General features: G+C 65.4%; 20 protein-coding genes. 10 read left to right on the top strand and 10 right to left on the bottom strand.

Going from position 1 to position 23,895, the window contains the following annotated elements:
* Positions 1 to 2: 2 nt before the first annotated feature.
* Positions 3 to 1,121 (top strand): TOBE-like domain-containing protein, encoded by a 1,119-nt coding sequence (locus JMF82_RS03575; protein ID WP_201313169.1) that lies wholly within the window; start codon positions 3 to 5, stop codon positions 1,119 to 1,121.
* A 10-nt stretch (positions 1,122 to 1,131) separates the two neighbouring features.
* Here JMF82_RS03575 and JMF82_RS03570 read toward each other — a convergent pair whose 3' ends face one another.
* The 4 genes from JMF82_RS03570 to JMF82_RS03555 all read right to left on the bottom strand — a co-directional run bounded on the left by JMF82_RS03570 (position 1,132) and on the right by JMF82_RS03555 (position 4,224).
* On the bottom strand, positions 1,132 to 2,151 hold the full coding sequence (locus JMF82_RS03570; RefSeq protein WP_201313168.1) for a C13 family peptidase: 1,020 nt from the start codon (positions 2,149 to 2,151) through the stop codon (positions 1,132 to 1,134).
* Positions 2,152 to 2,169: 18 nt separating this feature from the next.
* Positions 2,170 to 2,856, bottom strand: a complete 687-nt coding sequence (gene mtnC / locus JMF82_RS03565) for an acireductone synthase (RefSeq protein WP_201313167.1) — start codon at positions 2,854 to 2,856, stop codon at positions 2,170 to 2,172.
* A gap of 157 nt (positions 2,857 to 3,013) precedes the next feature.
* Complete coding sequence (locus tag JMF82_RS03560) at positions 3,014 to 3,580, bottom strand: acireductone dioxygenase (RefSeq protein WP_201313166.1); 567 nt, start codon at positions 3,578 to 3,580, stop codon at positions 3,014 to 3,016.
* Complete coding sequence (locus JMF82_RS03555; protein WP_201313165.1) at positions 3,577 to 4,224, bottom strand: methylthioribulose 1-phosphate dehydratase; 648 nt, start codon at positions 4,222 to 4,224, stop codon at positions 3,577 to 3,579. Before JMF82_RS03555 ends, JMF82_RS03560 begins: the two co-directional genes overlap by 4 nt.
* A 160-nt stretch (positions 4,225 to 4,384) precedes the next feature.
* On the opposite strand from JMF82_RS03555, the gene JMF82_RS03550 reads away from it, so the two are divergent.
* Positions 4,385 to 4,720: a high-potential iron-sulfur protein gene (locus tag JMF82_RS03550; protein WP_201313220.1), complete on the top strand. Its 336-nt coding sequence runs from the start codon at positions 4,385 to 4,387 to the stop codon at positions 4,718 to 4,720.
* Positions 4,721 to 5,220: 500 nt separating this feature from the next.
* Here JMF82_RS03550 and JMF82_RS03545 read toward each other — a convergent pair whose 3' ends face one another.
* Complete coding sequence (locus JMF82_RS03545; RefSeq protein WP_201313164.1) at positions 5,221 to 6,693, bottom strand: amino acid permease; 1,473 nt, start codon at positions 6,691 to 6,693, stop codon at positions 5,221 to 5,223.
* A gap of 84 nt (positions 6,694 to 6,777) precedes the next feature.
* Positions 6,778 to 8,328 (bottom strand): amino acid permease, encoded by a 1,551-nt coding sequence (locus tag JMF82_RS03540; protein ID WP_201313163.1) that lies wholly within the window; start codon positions 8,326 to 8,328, stop codon positions 6,778 to 6,780.
* Between the two features lie 243 nt (positions 8,329 to 8,571).
* On the opposite strand from JMF82_RS03540, the gene JMF82_RS03535 reads away from it, so the two are divergent.
* Complete coding sequence (locus JMF82_RS03535; protein ID WP_201313162.1) at positions 8,572 to 9,102, top strand: NUDIX hydrolase; 531 nt, start codon at positions 8,572 to 8,574, stop codon at positions 9,100 to 9,102.
* Between the two features lie 426 nt (positions 9,103 to 9,528).
* On the opposite strand, the gene JMF82_RS03530 is transcribed toward JMF82_RS03535, so the two are convergent.
* From JMF82_RS03530 to JMF82_RS03515, 4 genes are all read right to left on the bottom strand, one after another.
* Positions 9,529 to 10,050, bottom strand: coding sequence for a 3-hydroxyanthranilate 3,4-dioxygenase (locus tag JMF82_RS03530; protein WP_201313161.1), 522 nt, complete (start codon positions 10,048 to 10,050; stop codon positions 9,529 to 9,531).
* 62 nt (positions 10,051 to 10,112) lie between these two features.
* Complete coding sequence (locus JMF82_RS03525; RefSeq protein ID WP_201313160.1) at positions 10,113 to 11,183, bottom strand: PLP-dependent cysteine synthase family protein; 1,071 nt, start codon at positions 11,181 to 11,183, stop codon at positions 10,113 to 10,115.
* Between the two features lie 256 nt (positions 11,184 to 11,439).
* Positions 11,440 to 13,329, bottom strand: a complete 1,890-nt coding sequence (gene parE / locus JMF82_RS03520) for a DNA topoisomerase IV subunit B (protein ID WP_201313159.1) — start codon at positions 13,327 to 13,329, stop codon at positions 11,440 to 11,442.
* A 266-nt stretch (positions 13,330 to 13,595) separates the two neighbouring features.
* Positions 13,596 to 15,395, bottom strand: coding sequence for an aminopeptidase P family protein (locus JMF82_RS03515; protein ID WP_201313158.1), 1,800 nt, complete (start codon positions 15,393 to 15,395; stop codon positions 13,596 to 13,598).
* Positions 15,396 to 15,619: 224 nt separating this feature from the next.
* On the opposite strand from JMF82_RS03515, the gene cyoA reads away from it, so the two are divergent.
* The 7 genes from cyoA (at position 15,620) to eno (ending at position 23,893) form a co-directional block, all read left to right on the top strand.
* Positions 15,620 to 16,588 (top strand): ubiquinol oxidase subunit II, encoded by a 969-nt coding sequence (gene cyoA / locus JMF82_RS03510; RefSeq protein WP_201313157.1) that lies wholly within the window; start codon positions 15,620 to 15,622, stop codon positions 16,586 to 16,588.
* 3 nt (positions 16,589 to 16,591) lie between these two features.
* Positions 16,592 to 18,616: a cytochrome o ubiquinol oxidase subunit I gene (gene cyoB, locus JMF82_RS03505; protein WP_201313156.1), complete on the top strand. Its 2,025-nt coding sequence runs from the start codon at positions 16,592 to 16,594 to the stop codon at positions 18,614 to 18,616.
* Positions 18,617 to 18,619: 3 nt separating this feature from the next.
* A complete protein-coding gene (cyoC, locus tag JMF82_RS03500) occupies positions 18,620 to 19,255 on the top strand; it encodes a cytochrome o ubiquinol oxidase subunit III (protein ID WP_201313155.1) in 636 nt (211 codons plus the stop codon).
* Positions 19,255 to 19,632 carry a cytochrome o ubiquinol oxidase subunit IV gene (gene cyoD, locus JMF82_RS03495; RefSeq protein ID WP_201313154.1) on the top strand — a complete coding sequence of 126 codons (378 nt, stop codon included), beginning with the start codon at positions 19,255 to 19,257 and terminating at the stop codon, positions 19,630 to 19,632. Before cyoC ends, cyoD begins: the two co-directional genes overlap by 1 nt.
* 351 nt (positions 19,633 to 19,983) lie before the next feature.
* A complete protein-coding gene (locus JMF82_RS03490; protein WP_201313153.1) occupies positions 19,984 to 21,654 on the top strand; it encodes a CTP synthase in 1,671 nt (556 codons plus the stop codon).
* Entirely contained in the window at positions 21,651 to 22,484 is an 834-nt protein-coding gene (kdsA, locus tag JMF82_RS03485; RefSeq protein WP_201313152.1) for a 3-deoxy-8-phosphooctulonate synthase, read from the top strand. Before JMF82_RS03490 ends, kdsA begins: the two co-directional genes overlap by 4 nt.
* Before the next feature lie 95 nt (positions 22,485 to 22,579).
* Positions 22,580 to 23,893, top strand: coding sequence for a phosphopyruvate hydratase (eno, locus tag JMF82_RS03480; RefSeq protein WP_201313151.1), 1,314 nt, complete (start codon positions 22,580 to 22,582; stop codon positions 23,891 to 23,893).
* Positions 23,894 to 23,895: the final 2 nt, after the last annotated feature.

Raw genomic sequence — 23,895 nt, 5'->3', positions numbered from 1 at the left:
CCATGACGCTCGAGCTGTCCCATCTGAACCGACGCTTCGCCGAATACCAGGCACTGGACGATGTCAGCCTGGAGATCGCGCCGGGTGAATTCCTCGCCTTGCTGGGGCCCTCGGGCTCGGGCAAGACGACCTTGCTGCGCATACTTGCCGGCCTCGATTATCCCGACACCGGAAGCGTGCTGAAGGATGGCAAGGACTTCCTCGCCACCACGGCGCGCGAGCGCAATATCGGCATGGTGTTCCAGCATTACGCGCTGTTCCGGCACCTTACCGTGCTGGAGAACATCGCTTTCGGCCTGCGGGTGCGCCCCTGGCGCAAGCGGCCCTCGCGCGCGGTGATCCGCGAGCGGGTCGAGCGCCTGCTCAAGCGCGTGCAACTGGACGGGCTGGGCCGCCGCTATCCCTCGCAGCTTTCAGGCGGCCAGCGTCAGCGCGTGGCGTTGGCGCGCGCGTTGGCCGTGGAACCCGACATCCTGCTGCTGGACGAACCGTTCGGCGCGTTGGACGCACAGGTGCGCGTCGCCTTGCGCCGCTGGTTGCGCGAGCTGCATGAGGAACTCCAGCTCACGACGGTCTTCGTCACGCACGATCAGGAAGAGGCGCTGGAGCTGGCCGACCGCGTGGCGGTGATGAACAACGGTCGCGTGGAGCAGGTCGGATCGCCCGAAATGATCTATCAGCAACCGGCCACGCCCTTCGTTTGCGAGTTCATCGGCAAGGTCAATCGCTTCACCGTGAGGCGCAACGGTGCCGGGTTGGCCGCCGGTGGATGGAAGCCCGAAGACGATCCCTGGCAGGGCCGGCATACCGAAGCCGTGGCCTACGTGCGACCCGAGCAATTGCGCCTGGCGGTGCCGGCTTCGCAGCCGGCGTGGGAGGCGCGGCTGCGCCATATCTACCTGGCCGGCAGCGTGGCGCATCTCGAACTGCAGGTGGAGTCACTCGAACAGCCGCTGGAAGCCGACATCGCCAGCGAGGACTTGTCGCGACTGGGCCTGCAGGCAGGCATGGAGTTGCGCGTGGCACCCCGTGGCGCGGTGTTGTTCCCCCGCGATGGACAGGGCGCCACGATCAATCACGAGCGCTGGATCTGGCACGCGCGCAGCCCCGTGCCGGCCTGACCCAACGGTGTTACTGGAGGTGCGCGGCCGGTGTCGTTGGCGTGGGCTTGAACGCCACGGCCGGCCCGGGCACGAGGTGGCGGCGCCACAGGGCCAGCTGGTCGGCGATGCCCGCGCCGACGCTGATCTGCGGTTCGGAGGGCGTCAGTTTGTCCTTGGCCTCCCACTGCGCGATCTCGCTGGAGGCCTGGCGGAAGGCTTCCATGAAATCCGGCGTGTGGTTGAGCCCGTCGACCAGCCAGGCACGGCCGAAATAGGTGATATCCGAGTCGCTGCCGCAGCCGAATGAGCTGCGATCGGCGCGGGCGGCCGTGATCACCATGGTGCCGGTGCTCTTCAAGGGAGGAAGAAACCCGCCCGAGTAGCACGCGTTCACCACCACGACCTTCCATTTGAACGGGCGCTTGTTGAGGATATCGGCAAGGTCGGGGGCGCCGATCTGGTCCAGCGGAAGTGGATCCATGTCGACGAGCAGATTGTGTTCCTCGTCGCCGTGCGTGGTCATGTACAGCAGCAGGATGTCCTCATCCGGCTTCATCACGTCGGCCAGCCCGTCCAGCGCGGTCTCCAGGTTGCTCCATGACGCGAGCGGGCGCTCGCCCAGCGAGGCCGGGTTGTTCTCCAGCACCATCACGTGCGTCGCGGCGCCGAAGCGCTGCGGAAACATCTTCGCGGCGTATTCCGTCTCGTTGCGGAACACGTCTTCTCCGCCGTCGCCACCGAAGGCGAGCACATACAAGTTGGGTTGGCCGGCGACGCGCGTGCCCAGGTGCTCCAGCGCCTTGTGCACCATGCCGCGCTGGGCATACATCACCTGTTCGGGCGATGGCGCCTGCTGCGGCCAGTTATCGGATGAGGTGTCGGCCTCGTCTGTCGTCTGGTTGTCGGCGGGTGCGGTGCTCGCGCTTGCCGGCGCGGCACGAGGGGCGGATGCGTCGGGTTCACCGGCGGGCAGCGCATGCCGCGTCAGTCCCACCATGAGCAACACGCCGGCCGCGAAGGCGAGCAGGGCAGTCAAAGCGATACGCATGGCGTGAACCCGGGCAGGTCAGAGAACGATGGCGTCGAAGTCGCGGTAGGCGGGATGGCGCGGCGCGTCGGGCAGCGCCAGCGGCTCACGCAGCAACCAGCCGGTATGCAGGCCGGCGGCCTTGGCGGCGTCCAGTTCCTCCACGATGTCGGACAGGAACAGGATGTGGCCCGGCTGTTCACCGATCGCCTCGGCGATCTTCTCGTAGGACGCGCGCTCGCGCTTGGGGCCGGTCTCGGTGTCGAAGTAGCCCGAGAACAGCGGCGTGAGGTCGCCCGCCTCGCTGTAGCCGAAGAACAGCTTCTGCGCCGGCACGGAGCCTGAGGAGTACACGTACAGATGCAGGCCATCGGCGCGCCACGCGTGCAGCCGGGCGGAGACTTCCGGGTACATGTGCGCCTGGTAATCACCGTTCGCGTAGCCGTCCTTCCAGATCATGCCTTGCAGCGCCTTGAGCGCCGTGGACTTGCGGTCCTCGTCGATCCAGCGCAGCAGCATCTCGATCACTTCCTGCCGCGGGGCCTCGACGATCCCGGCCTCCTTGGCGGCCTCGTGCAGCCAATGCTGCACTTCGGGCGTATCGCCATGGGTTTCCACGAAAGCAGGCAGTCGCTCGCGGGCGTAGGGAAACAGCACGTCCTTGACGAAGCGGATCGAGCTGGTGGTGCCCTCGATGTCAGTGACGATGGCGCGGATGACGGTCATGCGGGGAAAACCAGGGCTACAGGGCAGACAAGCTTACCCGTGGCCGGGGCGCCCGGCGAGGGCTCTCGCCGGCGCGCCCGCAGGAGTGCAACCCAGTGCGCGATCAGCCATCGCGGAGGCCCTGGCCGCACGGGCGAGTTCCCGCAAGGGGATGAGTTCAGGCCGCCTGCGCGGAGCCGTGCGGCGTCATGCGCGGAAAACGCCCGGCGATGTCCTCGCCGGTGAAATTCGCCACCCAGCCGTCCTTGTTGGTGAACAGCCGGATCGCCACGAAGTACGGCGACTCGCTCATGTCGAACCAGTGCCGGGTGCCGTCCGGCACGCCGATCAGGTCGCCTTGTTCGCACAGGATGTCGTAGACCTTGTCGCCCAGGTGCAGGGTGAATTGGCCCGCGCCGGCGACAAAGAAGCGCACCTCGTCTTCGCTGTGCGTGTGCTCGCTGAGGAACTTCTGGCGCAGCGTCGCGCGATCCGGATGGTCAGGCTTGAGGCTGATGACGTCGACAGCCTGGTAGCCCTCTTCGGACATCAGGCGATCGATGTCGGCGCGATAGGCCGCGATCACTTCATCCTGGCTGGCGCCGGGCGCGATCGGCTGGCTGGCTTCCCACTGTTCGAAGCGCACGCCGGCCTTCGCCAGTTCGGTGGCGATCTCGGCGTGGTCGGTGAATACGCTCAGCGGGGCGTCGGGGCGGCTGTCCTGGAAAATGCGCAGGCGGCTCATGCGGAAAGTCTCCTCAGGTCGAGTTCGCAGCCGAGCAGGAATTCCAGCGCCTCCAGATGGCGGCGCGTCTCGGCCATGTCACGGCCCCAGGTGTAGATGCCGTGACCGTTGATGAGATAGGCGTGCAGCGGCTTGCCGGCGTCGAGCCAGGCGTCCACCTGCGCCACCAGTTCGGGCATGTGCTGCGTGTTGGGAAACACCGGGATCGCCAGCTCGGCGTCGTGGGTGGTTTGGCCCGCGATGGCCTTCTGCAGCTCCCACCCTTCCAGCGTCACCACGCCATCGCGCGCGAACAAGCGCGAGGCCACGCTCTGCGTGCGCGAATGCGTGTGCAGCACCACATTCATCCCGGGCATGCGGCGATAGATCTGCGTGTGCAGCTCGGTCTCGGCGCTGGGACGGGCGGAAGTGCCGACCGCCTTGCCCTGCATGTCGATCACCATGATGTCGTCGCGGCCCAGCTTGCCCTTGTCGCGCCCCGAGATCGTGATGGCGGCGTGCTCGCCGTCCAGGCGCATGGAGAAGTTGCTGCTGGTGGCCGGCGTCCATCCTGCCGCGGCCAGTTCGCGCGCGGCGTCGGCGATGGCGTCGGCGCGCTGTGCGAACAGTTCGGCGGGAATCGTGGCGGGAAGGATCTGGCTCATGGGGTTATGGACGTCCAAATGAATGGCAACTATACCACGTCGATTTCACGCCCAATGCCGAAAATGCGATTCGTTCTCACGACTTATCCGTGAGGCTAGTAGCATGTTGTCAGATCTGCCACGGGCGTGGCGGGTATTTTTACGGACGGAGGTTGGACCAATGTCGCATGAAAAAGATATCGAATCGCGTCGTCGCTTTCTCAAGGCCGCAGCCGGGACTGCAGCGGCCGCCGTGGTGATTGGCGGCGGCCTGCCGCGCTTCGCGCGCGCCGCGGACCTTCCGCATGTGGCTGAGTCCGATCCGACGGCGAAGGCCCTCGGTTACGTCGAAGACGCCAGCAAGACGAGCGATGCGAAGCACAAGGCCGGCGACACCTGCGCCAACTGCCAGTTCTACAGCGGCGGCGCGTCGGGCTACGGTCCGTGCCAGTTGTTCCCGGGCAAGTCGGTCAACGCGAAGGGCTGGTGCGTGTCGCACGCGCCGAAGAAAGCCTGAAGCTTCCGACATGGGTTCGACGCGAAGGCCGGCATTGCCGGCCTTCTTGTTTTGTGGCGATGGAAAAACGCGCATGAGCGCGGCGCGCACGCAGCATGCGCATCCATGGCATCGCACAGGCGAGGACGCGACAACACCGCGCTGACCTGATCTTCGCGTGATCTTTATGCAAGTGAGGAAGTACTCGAACCGAAGAACTCGGTGAGTAGAAGATGCTGCCCAGACGCGTCAGGCCGAGGAGCTGACCCGCCTGACGCGCCGGGCGGCAATCCGGGGCCCACTGCCAAGTGATCAACCCACGGAGCACAGATGATACTCCTGGAGGGCGGTTTTGGGGCCTGGCGGCCCCAAAATTTTATCGAAAAAGTCTCGTTAAAACGATAAAAAACAATAACTTATCGTTGTATTCGAGACTGCGCCTCACGAATGCTCCATAGGGACCTTTCATTCGTTACGCCGGGTGGGGCATCGGTCACCCGGCGGTTTCGGCGAAGTTGGCGTCAGATCGCCGAAGAATCCGAATTTTGGCGGACGGGCTGGCGGTGGAGGCGGCTGTGGCGGATGCCGTAGCCGAAGTAGATGGCCAGCCCCATGGCGGTCCAGACGATCATCAGCAGCCAGTTGAACCAGCTCATGAAGGCCAGCAGGGCCAGGCAGCTGATCACGCCGGCAGGGCAGATCACCCACGCCCACGGCACGCGGAAACCGCGGTGCAGCTCCGGCGACGTATAGCGAAGGATCAACACGCCCGCGCATACCGCGACGAACGCGATCAGCGTGCCCATCGACGTCAGGTCGGCCAGCAGGTCGAGCGGGAATACCGCCGCCAGGATCGCGATGCCGACGCCAGTGATCACCGTATTGATGTGCGGCGTGCGGTGCTTGGGATGGATGCGGTTGAACACCTTCGGCAGAAGGCCGTCGCGCGACATGATCATGAAGATGCGTGGCTGCGCGATGATCATCACCAGGATCACCGAGGACAGGCCGATCAGCGCGCCGATTTCCACCACCGTGCGCAGCCAGCCCAGCTGCGGATGGCCCTTGATGGCGGTGACCACCGGTTCGCTGGTGCCCAGGTCCGTATACGAGGCCAGGCCCGTCAGCACGGCAGCCATCGCAAGATAGAGGATGGTGCAGATCACCAGCGACACCAGCGTGCCGAACGGGAGATCACGCTGCGGGTTCTTGCATTCCTGCGCGGCGGTCGATGTCGCTTCGAAGCCGATATAGGCGAAGAACACCATGGCCGCGCCGCGCATGATGCCGGACCAGCCGTACTTGCCGGGCCCCTGGTTTTCCGGAATGAACGGATGCCAGTTCGACGGATCGATGTAGCGATAGCCGGCGACCACCACGATGATGATCAGGCCGACCTTGAGGCCCACCATCAGCACGTTCAGGCCCGACGATTCGCGGATGCCGACGTAGCAGAGCCAGGTGAGCGCCAGCACGATCGCCACCGCCGGCAGGTTCATGATGTGGCCGGTTGCGACCAGGTGCCCATCGGTGAAGGCCAGCGGCGCCTCGGTCAGCGCCTGCGGCAGATGAATGCCGAGCTGGTCGAGCAGGCTGGTGAAATAGCCGGTCCAACTGGCGGCCACCGCGGAGGCGGAGATGCCGTATTCCAGCACCATGTTCCAGCCGATGAACCAGGCCACCAGCTCACCCAGCGTCGCGTACGCGTAGGAATAGGAGCTGCCCGAGATAGGGATCAGCGTGGCGAATTCGGCGTAGCACAGCGCGGTGAAGCCGCTGCAGATCGCCGCCAGGACGAATGAGATCAGCACCGCCGGGCCCGCGTGTTCCGCGGCAGCCTGGCCGGTGACCACGAAGATGCCGGTGCCGATCACGGCGCCGATGCCGAGGGCCGTGATGCCCCAGGGGCCGAGCGTGCGGCGCAGGGTAGGGCCGTGGGAGGTGTCGTCGGCGTCGGAAAAGTCGGTCTTGCGGGCGAGTAGCTGTTTGAGCATGCGTCAACCTGGTGAAGCTGGGGCCGTCATCGCCCCCGGTCATAACGAGAGGGCCGGCACTGGGCCGGCCCTTCGTGTGTCGGATCAGGAGTTTTGCTTGCGGAGCTTGCTATGGGAATACCCATAGAAGAAATAGATCAGCATGCCGAACGCGGTCCAGCCCACCATCAGCGGCCAGTTGGCGCGGAACGACTGCCAGAACAGGTACAGGCAGATCACCGAACCCAGGATGCTCACCACCCAGATGCCCGGCACGCGGAACGAGCGCGGCAGCTCCGGACGGGTGTAGCGAAGGATCAGCACGCCGATGCACACGGTGGTGAAGGCCAGCAGGGTGCCCATCGACACCAGCTCGCCCAGGATGCTGACCGGGAACAGGCCGGCGAGCACCAGCGCGGAAACGCCGGCGATGATGGTGGCGACGTGCGGGGTACGGTGCTTGGCATGCACGCGCGAAATGGTCTTCGACAGCAGGCCGTCCTTCGCCATGCTGAAGAAGATGCGCGAGGTGCCCAGCAGCATCACCAGGATCACCGAGCTGAGGCCGGCCAGCGCGCCGAACGAGACGATCGCCTTCAGCCAGTTGAGTTCGGGATGGATGCTCAGCGCGGTGGCCACCGGTTCGGGCGTGCCCAGCATCCGGTACGGGGCGATGCCGGTGAGGGTCAGCGCCATGGCGATGTACAGAATGGTGCAGATGAGGAGCGAGCCCAGGATGCCGATGGGCATGTCGCGCTGCGGGTTCTTGGCTTCGCCGGCCGCGGTCGACACCGCGTCGAAACCGACGTAGGAGAAGAACACCAGCACGGCGGCGCGGAAGATGCCGCTGGTGCCGAAGCGGCCGGGACCTTCTTCCGGCGGGATGAACGGATGCCAGTTCGAAGGATCGATGAAGCGGAAGGCGAACACCAGGAACAGCAAAATCACGATCACCTTGATCGCCACGATGATCGAGTTGACGAAGGTCGACTGCGTGATGCCGCGATAGCACAGCATCGTCAGCGCGGACACGATCAGGATGGCCGGCAGGTTGATGATGGTGTTGGTGCTGACCAGGAAGAAATGCTCGGAGAACTTCGCGATCACATGCTGGCCGGCCTTCAGGTGTTCAATCTGGCTGCCATCCATGAACGCGAGCGGCGCCGAGGCCAGGCTGTCGGGCAGCGACAGCGACAGCCCCGTCCAATGGCTGAGGATGGAGAGGCACTCGTTGAAATAGCCCGACCAGCCCGCCGCCACGGTGGCGACCGCGAAGAGGTATTCGAGGACCAGGTTCCAGCCGATGAACCAAGCGACGATTTCGCCGAGGGTGGCGTACGAGTAGGCGTAGGCGCTGCCGGAAACCGGGATCATCGCGGCGAATTCGGCGTAGCACAGGCCCGCGAAGGCGCAGGCGATGCCGGCGACGATGAAGCTGATGATCAGGGCGGGGCCGGCGTGTTCCGCGGCGGCCTGGCCGGTGATGACGAAAATACCTGCGCCGATCACGGCGCCGATGCCCAGCATGACCAGATGACGCGCGGTGAGTACGCGCTTGAGGCTGGCCTCGCCTTGCAGGCTGTCGTGCGGCAACTCGCCCGCGTCGACGTGCGGCGACGCCTGGATCGGATGCGTCGCGAACAGGTTTTTCAGCATGTTTCTCCCCTACCGCCTTGTGGTCGTTCTTACCGCTTATGACCGTGCCAAACGTCACGGTCCACTCGTCGCTACCCCGGCAACGACGGGGCACCATAGCCCAGCGGGGTGCGGGCATACAAGTTGCACTGCGGTCGGGCCGCGGGAGCCTCGCAGGGCGATGCGCGGCGGGGGAAGTCCTGAAATAATCGGTGTTTGCCGCCTGCCTCGAGGCGGCGTTCGGTGATCGGTCGGGATGCATCCATGCACAGGTTGACAGAGCAATTCCAGCAATACGGTCGGCGCTGGCCGGAGGAAAAGGACGTATCGCATTTCATCGAGCTGCTCGATGGCGGCGAACACCGCTTCCGTCGCGAATCGGTGGAGGCCCATTTCACCGGCTCCGCCTGGCTGGTGAGCGCCGACAACGAGCGCGTGCTGCTGACCCATCACCGCAAGCTCGGGCGCTGGTTGCAGCTGGGTGGCCACGCCGATGGGGATGTGGACCTCGCGCGCGTCGCGCTGCGCGAGGCCGAGGAGGAGTCGGGCATCGTTGGCCTGAGCGTCGAGCCGGCACCGTTCGATCTCGACCGCCACCGCATCCCCGCGCGTGGAGCCGAACCCGAACATTGGCATTACGACGTGCGCTATGTCGTGCGCGCGGGCGCCAGCGAAGCGTTTGTCGTCAGCGAAGAGTCCCACGCGCTCGCATGGCGCCCGATCCGGCAGATTGCCGACGACCCGCAAAGCGATGAATCCCTGCGCCGCATGGCATGGAAATGGCTGCAGCGCTGAGCAGGCTTCACGCTCCGTTGTAGGAGCGCACCCAGTACGCGATGGGCGTCGCCACCGACGCCGTCAACGCGACAGGCAGGCCTCTCGTGGGTGCGCACCCTGCGCGCGACCTGCGTCAGGCTGATCCATCGCTGCGCCGCATGGCATGGAAATGACCACGGCTCCGCCTTGGGCCCGCGGGTCTGCTTTTTTTGTAGGAGCGCACCCAGTGCGCGATCAACGCTGCGACTAAGGTTGCAATCCCGACAGAATTGCCCCGTGGGAGCGCACCCTGTGGGCGACAACGTCAAGGCAATATGCAGCCATACGGAGTGCATGCGCCTCCATGCGGTCGATAAATGTTGATCCGATGCCGTGACTGCGGCGTCACCCGTCGCGCACAGGGTGCGCTCCCACAAGGCAAGCGGGCTCGGAACAATGTGCTGGTCAGCCGTACTTCGCTGGCGCCGGGTTGAGATGCCCGCACTGCTCGCAGGTGCGCGCATCGATCGAGCGATAGAAGCGTTCGAACACCGGCGGGAAATCATGCTCGATGCTGTCTAGCGTGAAGTACTCTTCATACAGCTTGTGGTTGCAGCGTTCGCAGAACCACAGCAAGCCATCCTTTTCACCAGCCAACCGGCGCCGTTCGATCACCAGCCCGATGGACTCGGGCATGCGTTGCGGCGAGTGCGGCACGCAAGGCGGCAAATAGAACAACTCGCCGGCGCGGAGCGGAATATCGCGTGCGACGCCTTCGTCCTGCACCTTCAACACCATCTCGCCTTCGATCTGGTAGAAGAACTCGGGGCCTTCGTCGTAGTGATAGTCGGTGCGCGCGTTGGGGCCGCCCACGATCATGATGATGAAGTCGCCATCGACGATGCATTTGTTGCCCACGGGCGGCTTGAGCAAATGGCGGTGTTCGTCGATCCAGCGCTTCAGGTCGATGGGTGGCAGCAGGGACATGGCGCCGTCCGATGGTGGGGAGCCATCAAGATAACGCCATGGCGGAGCGGTGGGAAACCCGGTCAGTCGATCCAGCGGCCGTCGCGCACGATGGCCTCCAGGCGCGCGAGCTGGGGTGCGAGGTCCAGCCCTTCGGAAGTGATCCATTCGTCGTTGTAGTACGAGCAGCGATAGCGATCGCCGCCGTCGCAGATCAGCGTGACCACCGGGCCTCGTTCCCCGGTCTCGCGCAATTCGGCCATGAGCTGCAGGGCGCCGACCAGGTTGGTACCGGTCGAGCCCCCGCAGCGGCGACCCAGCAAGTGTTCAAGCAGGCGTAGCGCGGCGATGGAGGCGGCGTCCGGCACGCGCATCATGCGGTCGATGACGCTGGGCAGGAACGAAGGCTCCACGCGTGGACGACCGATGCCTTCGATGCGCGAGCCGCGGCTCAACTGCAGGCTGGTGTCGCGACAGTTGTAATAGTCGTAGAACACCGAATGTTCCGGATCCACGACGGCGAGGCGCACGGGCGCGTGCTGTGCGGAGCGATAGCGGATATAGCGACCGATGGTGGCCGAGGTGCCGCCCGTGCCCGCGGGTACGACGATCCAGCGGGGATCCGGATCGGGCTCGCGCTGCATCTGGCGGAAGATGGATTCGGCGATGTTGTTGTTGCCGCGCCAGTCGGTGGCGCGCTCGGCGTAGGTGAACTGGTCCATGTAGTGACCGCCAAGCGCCGTAGCGAGGCGCTGTGCGGCGCCGTAGACGTCGGTGTCATCGATGAAATGGCAGTGGCCGCCGAAGAACTCGATCTGCGCCACCTTGTCCCGCGAGGTGCTGCGCGGCATCACCGCGAAAAAGGGCAAGCCGAGCAGGCGGGCGAAATACGCCTCGGAAATGGCGGTGCTGCCGCTGGAGGCTTCCACCACGGGCTGGTCCGCCTGCAGCCAGCCGTTGCAGATGGCGTACAGGAACAGCGAGCGCGCGAGGCGATGCTTGAGGCTGCCGGTGGGGTGGACGGATTCGTCCTTCAGGTACAGCGGGATGCCAGGGAAGGCGGGGAGATCCAGGCGGATCAGATGCGTGTCGGCCGAGCGGTTCGCTTCGGACTCGAGGACTTGGACGGCTTGGCGGGTCCAGGCGGTGTGCATCCAGGCAGTCTAGCCCCGGGGTGTGAGAGGGGCGTTGACGTCGATCAGTGCGCGATGTCTTCCTCTCCCCTCTGGGGAGAGGATTGAGGCGAGGGGTGGGTGCTCGCGGTGGCGCTGCACGAGAGCGGGCTTTGAACCGGCCTTATCGCAAGAATGAGCCCTCACCCCAGCCCTCTCCCCGGAGGGGAGAGGGAGCCAGGAGCTTCAGACTTCCAGCGGAGCCGGGAGCTTCAGACTTCCAGCGGAGCCAGGAGCTTCAGACTTCCAGCGTGGCCAGGTCGCCCTTTTCTTCCAGCCAGGCCTTGCGGTCGCCGGCGCGCTTCTTGGCCAGCAGCATGTCCATCAGCTTGGTGGTGCCGTCGTCGGTGTCGACGGTGAGCTGCACCAGGCGGCGGGTGTCAGGATGGATGGTTGACTCGCGCAGCTGCGCCGGGTTCATCTCGCCCAGGCCCTTGAAGCGCGTGGTACTGACCTGGCCCTTCATTTTCTCGCGCTGGATGCGCTCGAGCATCGCGTTCTTTTCGTTCTCGTCCAGGCAGTAGAACACCTGCTTGCCCACGTCCACGCGGAACAAGGGCGGCATGGCCACGAACACGTGGCCCTCGCGCACCAGCGCCGGGAAGTGCCTGAGGAACAGCGCGCTCAGCAGCGTGGCGATGTGCAGGCCATCCGAATCCGCGTCGGCGAGGATGATGACCTTGCCGTAGCGCAGGCCCGAGAGATCGTCCTTGCCCGGGTCGCAGCCGATGGCCACGGCGAGGTTGTGCACTTCTTCGGAAGCGAGCACCGAGCCCGACTCCACTTCCCAGGTGTTGAGGATCTTGCCGCGCAGCGGCAGGATCGCCTGGAACTCCTTGTCGCGTGCCTGCTTGGCGCTGCCGCCGGCCGAGTCGCCTTCCACCAGGAACAGCTCGGTGCGGGTGAGGTCGGTGGCGGTGCAGTCGGCGAGCTTGCCGGGCAGGGCGGGGCCCTGGGTGATCTTCTTGCGCACCACCTGCTTGGCGGCCTTCAGGCGCGCGCTGGCGCGCTCGATGGCGAGCTGGGCGATGCGCTCGCCGAGATCCACGTGCTGGTTGAGCCACAGGCTGAAGGCGTCGTGGATGACCCCTTCCACCATGCCCGCGGCGTTGCGCGAGGACAGGCGTTCCTTGGTCTGGCCGGCGAACTGCGGATCCTGCAGCTTGGCCGACAGCACGAAGGCCAGGCGCTCCCACACGTCTTCCGGCGCCAGCTTCACGCCACGCGGCAGCAGGTTGCGGATGTCGCAAAACTCGCGGATGGCATTGGTGAGGCCCGAGCGCAGGCCGTTCACGTGGGTGCCGCCCTGCGCGGTGGGAATCAGGTTGACGTAGCTTTCCTGCACCAGTTCGCCTTCCGGCACCCAGGCCAGCGCCACGTCGAGGCCGTCGGCCTCGCGCTGCACGTGATGCACGAACAGTTCGGCCGGGATCGCCTCGGCACCGGACAGCTCATCGCGCAGGTAATCGCGCAGGCCGTCCTCGTAGTACCACTCGTTGACCTCGCCGGTGGCCTCGTCAACCAGCTTCACGCTGAGGCCGGCGCACAGCACGGCCTTGGCGCGCAGCAGGTGGCGCAGCTTGCCCAGCGAGATCTTCGGCGAGTCGAAGTACTTGGGATCGGCCCAGAAGCGCACCGTGGTGCCGGTCTTCTTCTTGGGCACCGTGCCGATCACTTCGAGCTCGCTGGCGCGATCGCCGTTCTCGAAGGCCATGCGGTATTCGTTGCCATCGCGGCGGATGGTCACTTCCACGCGGTTGGACAGCGCGTTCACCACCGACACGCCCACGCCGTGCAGGCCGCCGGAGAAGTTGTAGTTCTTGCCGGAGAACTTGCCGCCCGCATGCAGGCGCGTGAGGATCAGCTCGACGCCCGGCACGCCTTCTTCCGGGTGGATATCCACCGGCATGCCGCGGCCGTCGTCGGTGACCTCCACCGAGCCGTCGGTGTGGACGATCACTTCCAGCGACTTGGCGTGGCCGGCCAGGGCCTCGTCCACCGAGTTGTCGATCACTTCCTGCGCCAGGTGGTTCGGGCGGGAGGTGTCGGTGTACATGCCCGGGCGGCGCTTGACCGGGTCAAGGCCAGAAAGGACTTCGATGTCGGCGGCGTTGTAGCGACTGCTCATGGGTAGGTTGAAGCTCGGGAATCGGGGGAGGATGGCTGGGTGAGGGTGAGGGGTCAAGATGGCGGGGTGTATGCCACGGCCGGGCCTGCCTTTTTGTTCGTCATCCCGGCGCAGGCCGGGATCCAGTAGCCGGGCGCCTCGTTCTTCGCTGCCGTCCGGATGGTTCTTCCGCGAAAGCCGTCCATTGGCGCTACTGGACCCCTGCCTGCGCCGGGATGACGGTCGAAAGCAATGGGCGTCGCACGCTTGTATCTATCGCCACGTGCCTAAAGCGGCGCGCAATGCCGCTCCAGCCAGGCCAGGTCCGCATCTTCCAGCAAGGGTGCCAGGGCGGCGCGCACGGTGGCGTGATAGTCGTCCAGCCAGGCGCGCTCCTCGGGGTTGAGCAGGCCCGGTTCCAGCGCGCGGCGGTCGAACGGGCACAGGGTCAGGGTCTCGAAGGCGTAGTACTCGCCGAATTCGGTCTTGTCGGCCTCGACCACCACCGCCAGGTTCTCGTGGCGGATGCCGTGGCGGCCCGGTTTGTACAGGCCCGGCTCGATCGAGGTGATCATGCCCGGCTCCAGCGGAACCAGCGTCGCGCCCGAGACCGGCGGACGGATGCCGTGCGGGCCTTCGTGCACGTTGAGAAAGTAGCCCACGCCGTGACCGGTGCCGTGGCCATAGTCCATGCCGCTGGCCCACAGTGGCGCGCGGGCGAGGGCATCCAGTTGGGGGCCGCTGGCGCCCTTGGGGAAGCGGGCGCGGCTCAGCGCGATCATGCCCTTCATCACCAGCGTGGCGTCGCGGCGTTGTTCGGCGGTGGTTCCACCCAGCGCCAGCACGCGGGTGATGTCGGTGGTGCCGCCCAGGTACTGGCCGCCGGAATCGACCAACAGCAGGCCCTGCGGCTTGAGCGCGCTGTGCGACTCGGACGTGGCCCGGTAATGGGGCAGCGCGCCGTTCGCCTGGTAGCCGGCGATGGTGGAAAAGCTCTCGCCCACGAAATCCGGCTGGGCCGAGCGTTCCTCGCGCAGCAGGGCGTCGACGTCGAGTTCGGTCTGGCGCATGCCGGCATTGACGCGTTCTTCCAGGCGGCGGAACGCGCGTGCCAGGGCGGCGCCGTCGCGGCGCATTGCGTCGCGGATGTGGTCGAGCTCGGCTTCGGTCTTGCGCGCCTTGAACAGCGTGGTGGGGTTGGCCGCTTCGATGAGCTGCACCTTCGGCGAAATGGCCGAGGCTACCGCCACCACGACACGGCCGCTGTCCAGCAACAGGCGATCATTCGCACCCAGCTCGGACAATGCATCGGTGATCGTGGCGTAGTCGGCGAGGCGCATGCCGTCGGCGGCCAGCGACTGCACCAGTACGTCGGTGAACTTGCCGCGCCCGACGAACAGTGTGGCGTGGCCCTCCGCCTGCACCAGCAGGTGGGCAAGGAAAACGGGGTTGCACTCCACGTCGCTGCCGCGCAGGTTGGTGAGCCACGCGATGTCGTCCAGGCTCGATGCCAGATGATGCGTGGCGCCGAGCTTGCGCATGGCGGTGCGCAGGCGCGCGAGCTTGTCGCCGCGAGGCTGCGTGGCAAAACGCGGCGGATGCTCGGTCACCGGTGCCGTGGGCAGGGCGGGGCGGTCGGGCCAGATCTGGCCGGGCAGGTCCAGGTTGGTACGCAGGCGGGCTCCGATGGCTTCGAGCCGTCGCTCCAGGTTGCGCGCCGTGGCCAGCGACACGCTGTCGCCCGCAACGGCCAGAGTCTCGCCGCCCCTCAGGTGCTGCAGCAGCCACTCCACGTGTTCGGGTGCATGGGCCACGCGCTGCTTCATCAATTCGATGCCGGTGCCGGCGAGCTGCTGGGCGGCCTGCGCGAAATAGCGGCTGTCGGTCCACAGGCCGGCATGATCGGCGGTGACCACCAGGGTGCCGGCCGACCCCGTGAAGCCCGACAACCAGGCACGGGCTTCCCAATGTGCCGGCAGGTACTCGGAAAGGTGCGGGTCGGCGCTGGGAATCAGGCAGGCGGCGATGCCGTGTTGCTGCATCGCCTGGCGCAGGGCGGCCAGTTTCGAGGGTGCGGTGGTTTCCATCGCCGCATGGTAGCAGGGCGCCCGGCAGCGGCGATTCAAGCGTTTTTGCGCCGATTTCCTGCCCGCAAGGCGGGTGCTGGCGCTTGCATTTTTGTGTCAAGTAGCCGCAGTCATCTGCGCAAGAATTTTCAGCTGCGACATTGTGTCTCGGAGGCATTCAAACCCGTGCGGCATGCCGCTAGCATGCCGCGTCCCCACGCAGTGCCCCCAGGTTGTTCGTGAACATGCATTCCCTCCTTTCGCGCTTGCGCTACGCAGGCGTTGGCGTCGCCGTGCTGCTCAGCGGCTGCAACATGGAAGTGCTCACCCCCAAGGGTGACATCGGCGCCCATGAGAAATCCCTCATCCTGATCGCGCTGGGTCTGATGGCCATCGTGGCCATTCCGGTCATCGCGATGACGCTGTGGTTCCCGTGGCGCTACCGCTCGGGCAACAAGAAGGCGGCCTATGCGCCGAACTGGTCGCACTCGACCCGGATCGAGCTGGTGGTGTGGACCATCCCCGCCATCATCATCGTCATCCTCGCGGCCATTACCTGGACCAGTTCGCACGCGCTGGATCCGTACAAGCCGCTGCAGTCCGAGGCCAAGCCGGTGACGGTGCAGGTCGTGTCGATGGATTGGAAGTGGCTGTTCGTCTACCCGGAATACGGCGTGGCTTCGGTCAACGAGCTGGCCTTCCCGGTCGACCGCCCGGTGAATTTCCAGATCACCTCCGATTCGGTGATGAACGCGTTCTTCATCCCGCAGCTGGGCAGCCAGATCTACGCGATGGCCGGCATGGAGACCAAGCTGCATTTGATCGCCCGCGAGCCGGGCAGCTACGACGGCCTTTCGACCAACTTCAGCGGCGAAGGCTTCTCGGACATGCATTTCAAGGCCATCGCCACGTCGGAGGATGGCTTCAAGGACTGGATCGCCAAGGCCAGGGCCACGCAGGCCACGCTGGATGGCGAGAGCTACAAGACGCTGGCGCAGCCCAGCCAGAAGGCGCCGGTGTCGTACTACGGCCAGGTGACGTCGGGCCTGTTCGCCAGCGTGGTCAACAAGCACATGGGTGACATGTCGCACGGCGAGATGCCGATGGATTCGCACCACGACATTTCGCAGGCCGACATGCCGATGGACATGCACCACCACGAGGACGGGGACGCTGTGTCCTCGAACACCACCCCGACTCAGGCAGAGAAGTAAGCCATGTTTGGAAAGCTCACCCTTGATGCGATCCCGTATCACGAGCCGATCGTGATGGGCACGCTCGCCGCCGTGATCCTGGGCGGCATCGCAATGTTCGCCGTCGTGACCAAGTACCGTCTGTGGGGCTACCTGTGGAAGGAGTGGTTCACCTCGGTGGACCACAAGAAGATCGGCATCATGTACATCATCGTGGCGCTGGTGATGCTGCTGCGCGGCTTCTCCGACGCGATCATGATGCGCCTGCAACAGGCCATGGCCGCCTCCGACGCCGCCGGTTACCTGCCGCCGCACCACTTCGACCAGGTGTTCACCGCCCATGGCGTGATCATGATCTTCTTCGTGGCGATGCCGTTCATCACCGGCTTGATGAACCTGGTGGTGCCGCTGCAGATCGGTGCGCGCGACGTGGCCTATCCGTTCCTGAACTCGCTCAGCTTCTGGCTGTTCGTGTCGGGCGTGGTGCTGGTGATGGTGTCGCTGTTCGTCGGTGACTTCGCCGCCACCGGTTGGCTGGCTTATCCGCCGCTGTCGGGCATCAAATACAGCCCCACCGTGGGCGTCGACTACTACATCTGGTCGCTGCAGTTGTCCGGCCTTGGCACCACGCTCAGCGGCATCAACTTCATCGTGACCATCATGAAGATGCGCGCGCCCGGCATGAAGCTGATGCAGATGCCGGTGTTTACGTGGACCTCGCTGGTCACCAACATCCTGATCGTGGCTGCGTTCCCGATCCTGACCGTGACGCTGGCGCTGCTCACGGCCGACCGCTACCTCGACATGCACTTCTTCACGAACGAACTTGGCGGCAACGCCATGATGTACGTGAACATGATCTGGATCTGGGGTCACCCGGAGGTCTACATCCTGATCCTGCCGTGCTTCGGTGCGTACTCGGAAATCGTCGCGACGTTCTCCAGGAAGCCGCTGTTCGGCTACAAGTCGATGGTGTACGCCACCTCGTGCATCGGCGTGCTGTCTTTCGTGGTGTGGCTGCACCACTTCTTCACCATGGGGTCGGGCGCCAACGTCAATGCCTTCTTCGGCATCACGACGATGATCATCTCGGTGCCCACCGGCGCGAAGCTGTTCAACTGGCTGTTCACCATGTTCCGCGGCCGCGTCGAGTACAACGTGCCGATGCTGTGGACGGTGGGCTTCATGGTCACGTTCGTGATCGGCGGCGTCACCGGCGTGCTGCTGGCCGTGCCGGGCGCGGACTTCGTCCTGCACAACAGCGTGTTCCTGATCGCGCACTTCCATAACGTGATCATCGGCGGCGTGGTGTTCGGCGTGTTCGCCGCGATCAACTACTGGTTTCCGAAGGCCTTCGGCTTCCGCCTCAACGAGTTCTGGGGCAAGGCCTCGTTCTGGTGCTGGCTGGTGGGTTTCTGGCTGGCCTTCGCGCCGCTGTACGTGCTGGGCCTGAAGGGCATGACGCGTCGCATGAACCACTATGCCAACCCGGACTGGCAGCCGTACCTGATCGTCGCCGCGCTCGGCGCGGCCGTGATCGCGGTGGGCATCTTCTGCACCCTCGTGCAGTTCTACGTGTCCATCCGCGACCGCAAGAAGCTCACCGATCCCAGCGGCGACCCATGGGGTGGCCGCACGCTCGAATGGTCCATCAGTTCTCCCGCCCCGTTCTACAACTTCGCCACGCTTCCGCAGGTGCGTGAGTTGGATCAGTTCTGGGAAGACAAACAAAACGGAGTCGCTTACGTGCAACCTGCCAAGTACGAAGACATTCATATGCCCCGCAACACCGGCGTCGGTGTGGTGATGGGCGCGTTCGGTACGGTCCTGGGCTTTGCGCTCGTGTGGCATATCTGGTGGATGGCTGCCGCGGGCCTGGTCGGCATGGTGGCCGCGTTCATCGTGCGCGCCTACGACCGTGACATCGATTACTGGGTGCCGGCGGCCGAGGTCGAGAAGATCGAGCGCTCGCGCCACGCCAGGTTGCAGCAGGTCCAGACCACGCAGGTGGCTCCGGTGGCGGCGCCCCAGCGTCAGAAGGTGGCGTAACCCATGGGCAGTACCGCAGTTCGCGTCGCCCACGGCGCACTCGACGACGTCCACGGCGGCGGCGTCGACCATCACCACCACGACGATGGATCCAAGACCCTGCTGGGGTTCTGGATCTATCTGATGAGCGACTGCCTGATCTTCTCGGGCCTGTTCGCCACGTTTGCCGTGCTGGCCAACAGCACGGCGGGCGGCCCCACCGGCAAGGAGCTGTTCGAGCTGCCGTACGTGCTCGGCGAGACCATGCTGCTGCTGGTCTCCTCGGTCACCTTCGGCATGGCCATGCTCAACATGCATGCCGGCCGCAAGGGCAGGCTGCTGGCGTGGCTGGCGGTGACCTTCGTGTTCGGCGCCGGCTTCATCGGCATGGAAGTGTACGAGTTCGCCAAGCTGGTCCATGAGGGCGCGGGCCCGAGCACCAGCGCGTTCCTGTCCAGCTACTTCACCCTCGTGGGCACGCACGGCCTGCACGTCACCTGCGGCCTGATCTGGCTGGTGGTGATGATGGACATGGTCCGCCGCCACGGCCTCGACGATGCGAACCGTCGCCGCCTGTCGTGCCTGAGCCTGTTCTGGCACTTCCTGGATATCGTCTGGATCTGCGTGTTCACCTTTGTCTACCTGCGGGGGGCCATCTGATGTCGGGCGCTCACCCTTCCCACGACGCGGCCCATCACGGGGCCGCCCATGCCGACCACGGCAGCACCCGGTCGTACCTGATCGGCTTCGCGCTGTCGGTGGTGCTGACCCTGGCCTCGTTCGGCGTGGTCATGAGCGGCCTGGTGCCGCACGACCTGATGATGCCGGGCATCATCGTGTTCGGCGTGGCCCAGCTGGTGGTCCAGCTGGTCTGCTTCCTGCACATGGGCACCTCGCCGTCGCAGCGCGGCAACCTCGCCATCATGCTGTTCACCCTGCTGATCCTGGCCATCGTGGTGGTCGGCTCGCTGTGGGTGCTGCACAACATGAACGTGAACATGATGCATCCGACGTCGAAGATGATGCCGGTGGAGTAGGGCTGGCTCATCGGAGTAGCAACAAAGGCGCCCGTGGGCGCCTTTGTTTTTGGTCCTTGGCACACTTCAACAGCCGGCTGTAGGCCCCACGCGCCCGTCATTCCGGCGCAGGCCGGAATCCAGTTGCGGTGAGACGCGGCTGTCGTAGGAACGCCCTAGTCGCTCAGCGACAGCCCGGCCATACGGCTGCTGGATTCCGGCCTGCGCCGGAATGACGGTGAGGGGTGGGTCGGCATTTCGGGCTGTGGCTCGGGGCCAAATCTTGAACGATCCAGTCATCTAACCGCCTGCAGCCCTCGCGGCCGGACCGTTCTTCCTCTAAAATACAAATTTCCAGCACGGCTGCATCCCATGACCCCCCTGATTTTCGTCACCGGCGGTGTGGTGTCCTCGCTTGGCAAGGGCATCGCCGCGGCGTCGCTGGCTTCCATCCTGGAAGCGCGTGGCCTCTCGGTCACCATGATGAAGCTCGATCCGTACATCAACGTGGATCCGGGCACCATGAGTCCCTTCCAGCACGGCGAGGTCTACGTGACCGACGACGGCGCCGAGACCGACCTGGACCTGGGCCACTACGAGCGCTTCGTCCATACCCGCCTCACCGGCAAGAACTCCATCACCACGGGCAAGATCTACGAGTCGGTGATCCGCAAGGAGCGCCGCGGCGACTACCTGGGCGCCACCGTGCAGGTCATCCCGCACATCACCGACGAGATCAAGCACTGCATCCACGAGGCCACCCGCGGCTTCGACGTGGCGCTGGTCGAGATCGGCGGCACGGTGGGCGACATCGAGTCGCTGCCGTTCCTGGAGGCCATCCGCCAGCTGCGCATCGAGCATGGCCCGGAGAAGTGCCTGTTCATGCACCTGACCCTGGTGCCGTACATCAAGGCCGCCGGCGAGATCAAGACCAAGCCGACCCAGCACTCGGTGAAGGAGCTGCGCTCGATCGGTATCCAGCCGGACGTGCTGCTGTGCCGTTGCGAGCAGCCGCTGCCGGACGGCGAGCGCCGCAAGATCGCCCTGTTCACCAACGTGCCCGAGAACGCCGTGATCAGCGCGGCCGACGTGGACATCATCTACAAGCAGCCGTTGTGGCTGCACAAGCAGGGCCTCGACGAGATCGTGGTCAAGCGCCTGAACCTGCAGGCCGGCCCGGCCGACCTGTCCTCGTGGCAGCGCACGGTCGACGCGGTGGAGAACCCGAAGGACGAGGTCACCGTCGCCATCGTCGGCAAGTACGTCGAGCACAAGGACGCCTACAAGTCCCTGGGCGAGGCGCTGCGCCACGGCGGCATCAAGCAGCAGACCCGCGTCAATCTCAACTGGGTTGATTCGGAGCAGGTCGAGGCCGAAGGCGCGGCCAAGGTACTCGGTGGCGCCGATGCCATCCTGGTGCCGGGCGGCTTCGGCAAGCGCGGCTTCGAAGGCAAGGTGCTGGCCGCCAGGTACGCCCGCGAGAAGGGCGTGCCGTACTTCGGCATCTGCTATGGCATGCACGCGGCCGTGGTGGACTTTGCGCGCAGCGTCGCCGGTCTCACCGCCGCCGATTCCAGCGAGAACGACCGCAACACGCCTGACCCGGTGATCGCCCTGATCACCGAGTGGACCACCGCCACCGGCGAAGTCGAGCAGCGCAGCGAGCGCTCGGACCTCGGCGGCACCATGCGACTGGGCGCGCAGGAGTGCCGCCTGAAGACCGGCACGCTGGCCCGCCAGCTGTATGGCCAGGACGTGGTGCGCGAGCGTCATCGCCACCGTTACGAGTTCAACAACCGCTATCGCCAGTCGTTCGAGGACCTGGGGCTGGTGATCTCCGGCAAGTCGATGGACGACCTGCTGGTGGAGATCGTCGAGCTGCCGCAGCAGAAGCACCCGTGGTTCCTCGGCTGCCAGGCGCATCCAGAATTCACTTCCACCCCGCGCGACGGCCATCCGCTGTTCATCGGCTTCGTGCAGTCCGCCCGCGAGTTCAAGGCGGTGCGCGAGGGTGAGCGTCTCGCCAAGGAGTCCGTTGCATGAAGTTGTGCGGCTTTGAAGTCGGCCTGGACCAGCCCCTGTTCCTGATCGCCGGCCCCTGCGTGGTCGAGTCCGAGCAGTTGCAGCTGGATACCGCCGGCACGCTCAAGGAAATCACCTCCAAGCTCGGCATCCACTTCATCTTCAAGTCCAGCTTCGACAAGGCCAACCGTTCCTCGGGCACCAGCTTTCGCGGTCCGGGCATGGAAGCGGGCCTGAAGATCCTGGGCGAAGTGAAGCGCCAGCTTGGCGTGCCCGTGCTCACCGACGTGCACGAATACACGCCGATGAACGAAGTGGCCGCGGTGGTCGACGTGCTGCAGACGCCGGCCTTCCTGTGCCGCCAGACCGATTTCATCCAGAACGTGGCGCGCGCCGGCAAGCCGGTGAACATCAAGAAGGGCCAGTTCCTCGCGCCCTGGGACATGAAGAACGTGGTCGAGAAGGCCAAGGCCGTCGGCAACGACGACATCATGGTCTGCGAACGCGGCGCGAGCTTCGGCTACAACAACCTGGTGTCGGACATGCGTTCGCTGAGCGTCATGCGCGACACCGGCTGCCCGGTGGTGTTCGACGCCACGCACTCGGTGCAGCTGCCGGGCGGGCAGGGCACCAGCTCGGGTGGCCAGCGCGAATTCGTGCCGGTGCTGGCGCGCGCGGCAGTGGCCGTGGGCGTGTCGGGCCTGTTCGCGGAAACGCACCCCAATCCGGAAAAAGCCCTGAGCGACGGCCCCAACGCCTGGCCGCTCGGCAAGATGGAAGCGCTGCTGGAAACCCTGCTCGAACTCGACCGGGTGACCAAGCGCCACGTGTTCCTGGAACACACGCTCTAGATTTGCCCTTGGGGGAGGCGAATGAAGCCAATCCCCCGCAAATCAGGCAGGATGGTTCCCCCTCGCTTCATTCACCTCATCAAGCTACGGACCTCATGAGCACTGAAATCACCCGCATCCACGCACGTGAAATCCTCGATTCCCGCGGCAACCCCACGCTTGAAGCGGAAGTGACCCTTGCTGGCGGCGGCTTTGGCCGCGCCGCGGTGCCGAGCGGTGCGTCGACGGGTTCGCGCGAGGCGGTCGAGCTGCGTGACGGCGACAAGTCGCGCTACCTGGGCAAGGGCGTGAAGAACGCCGTGCTCAACGTCAACAATTCCATCGCCAGCGAGCTGAAGGGCTTCGACGCGGCAAACCAGGGCGGCCTGGACGCCAGGCTGATCAACCTCGACGGCACGCCGAACAAGGGCAAGCTGGGCGCCAACGCCATCCTCGGCGTTTCGATGGCCGCCGCGCATGCCGTCGCCGCGCAGAACCGCCAGCCGCTGTGGCAGTACCTCGCCACCATCAACGGCACCACCGGCAAGCCGGGTTCGCTGCCGGTGCCGATGATGAACATCATCAACGGCGGTGCGCATGCCGACAACAACGTCGACGTGCAGGAATTCATGGTGCTGCCGGTTGGCCTGCCGACCTTCGCCGAGGCGCTGCGCGCCGGCACCGAGATCTTCCACGCGCTCAAGAGCGTGCTGAAGGGCAAGGGCCTCAACACCGCCGTGGGTGACGAAGGCGGCTTCGCGCCGAACCTGCGTTCGAACATCGAGGCGCTGGACACCATCCTCGAGGCGATCGGCAAGACCGGCTACCAGGTGGGCAGCGACATCCTGCTTGGCCTCGACGTGGCCAGCTCGGAGTTCTTCAAGGACGGCAAGTACGACCTGGAAGGCGAAGGCAAGGTCTACACGCCGGAGCAGTGGGTCGACGTGCTGGCCAGCTGGGCCAGGCAGTACCCGATCGTCACCATCGAGGACGGCATGGCCGAAGGCGACTGGACCGGCTGGAAGCACCTCACCGACACCATCGGCAAGCGCGTACAGCTGGTGGGCGACGACCTGTTCGTGACCAACCCGGCGATCTTCCAGGAAGGCATCGACAAGAAGATCGCCAACGCGATCCTCATCAAGGTCAACCAGGTCGGTACGCTGTCCGAGACGCTGGAAGCCATCGCCATGGCCGACGCCGCCAAGTACGCCGCGATCGTGTCGCACCGCTCGGGCGAGACGGAGGACACCACCATCTCCGACATCGCCGTGGCGACCACCGCGACCCAGATCAAGACCGGTTCGCTGTGCCGCACCGACCGCGTGGCCAAGTACAACCAGCTGCTGCGCATCGAAGAGGCGCTGGGTTCGGCCGCGACCTACGCCGGTCGCAACGCGTTCCCGAACCTCGCCCACCTGCCGGGCTGACA

It is taken from the genome of Dyella sp. EPa41, from assembly GCF_016586165.1.
Taxonomy (GTDB): domain Bacteria; phylum Pseudomonadota; class Gammaproteobacteria; order Xanthomonadales; family Rhodanobacteraceae; genus Dyella.
The sequence above is the reverse complement of the archived record's forward strand: the minus strand, read 5'-3'. Positions and strand labels throughout refer to the sequence as shown.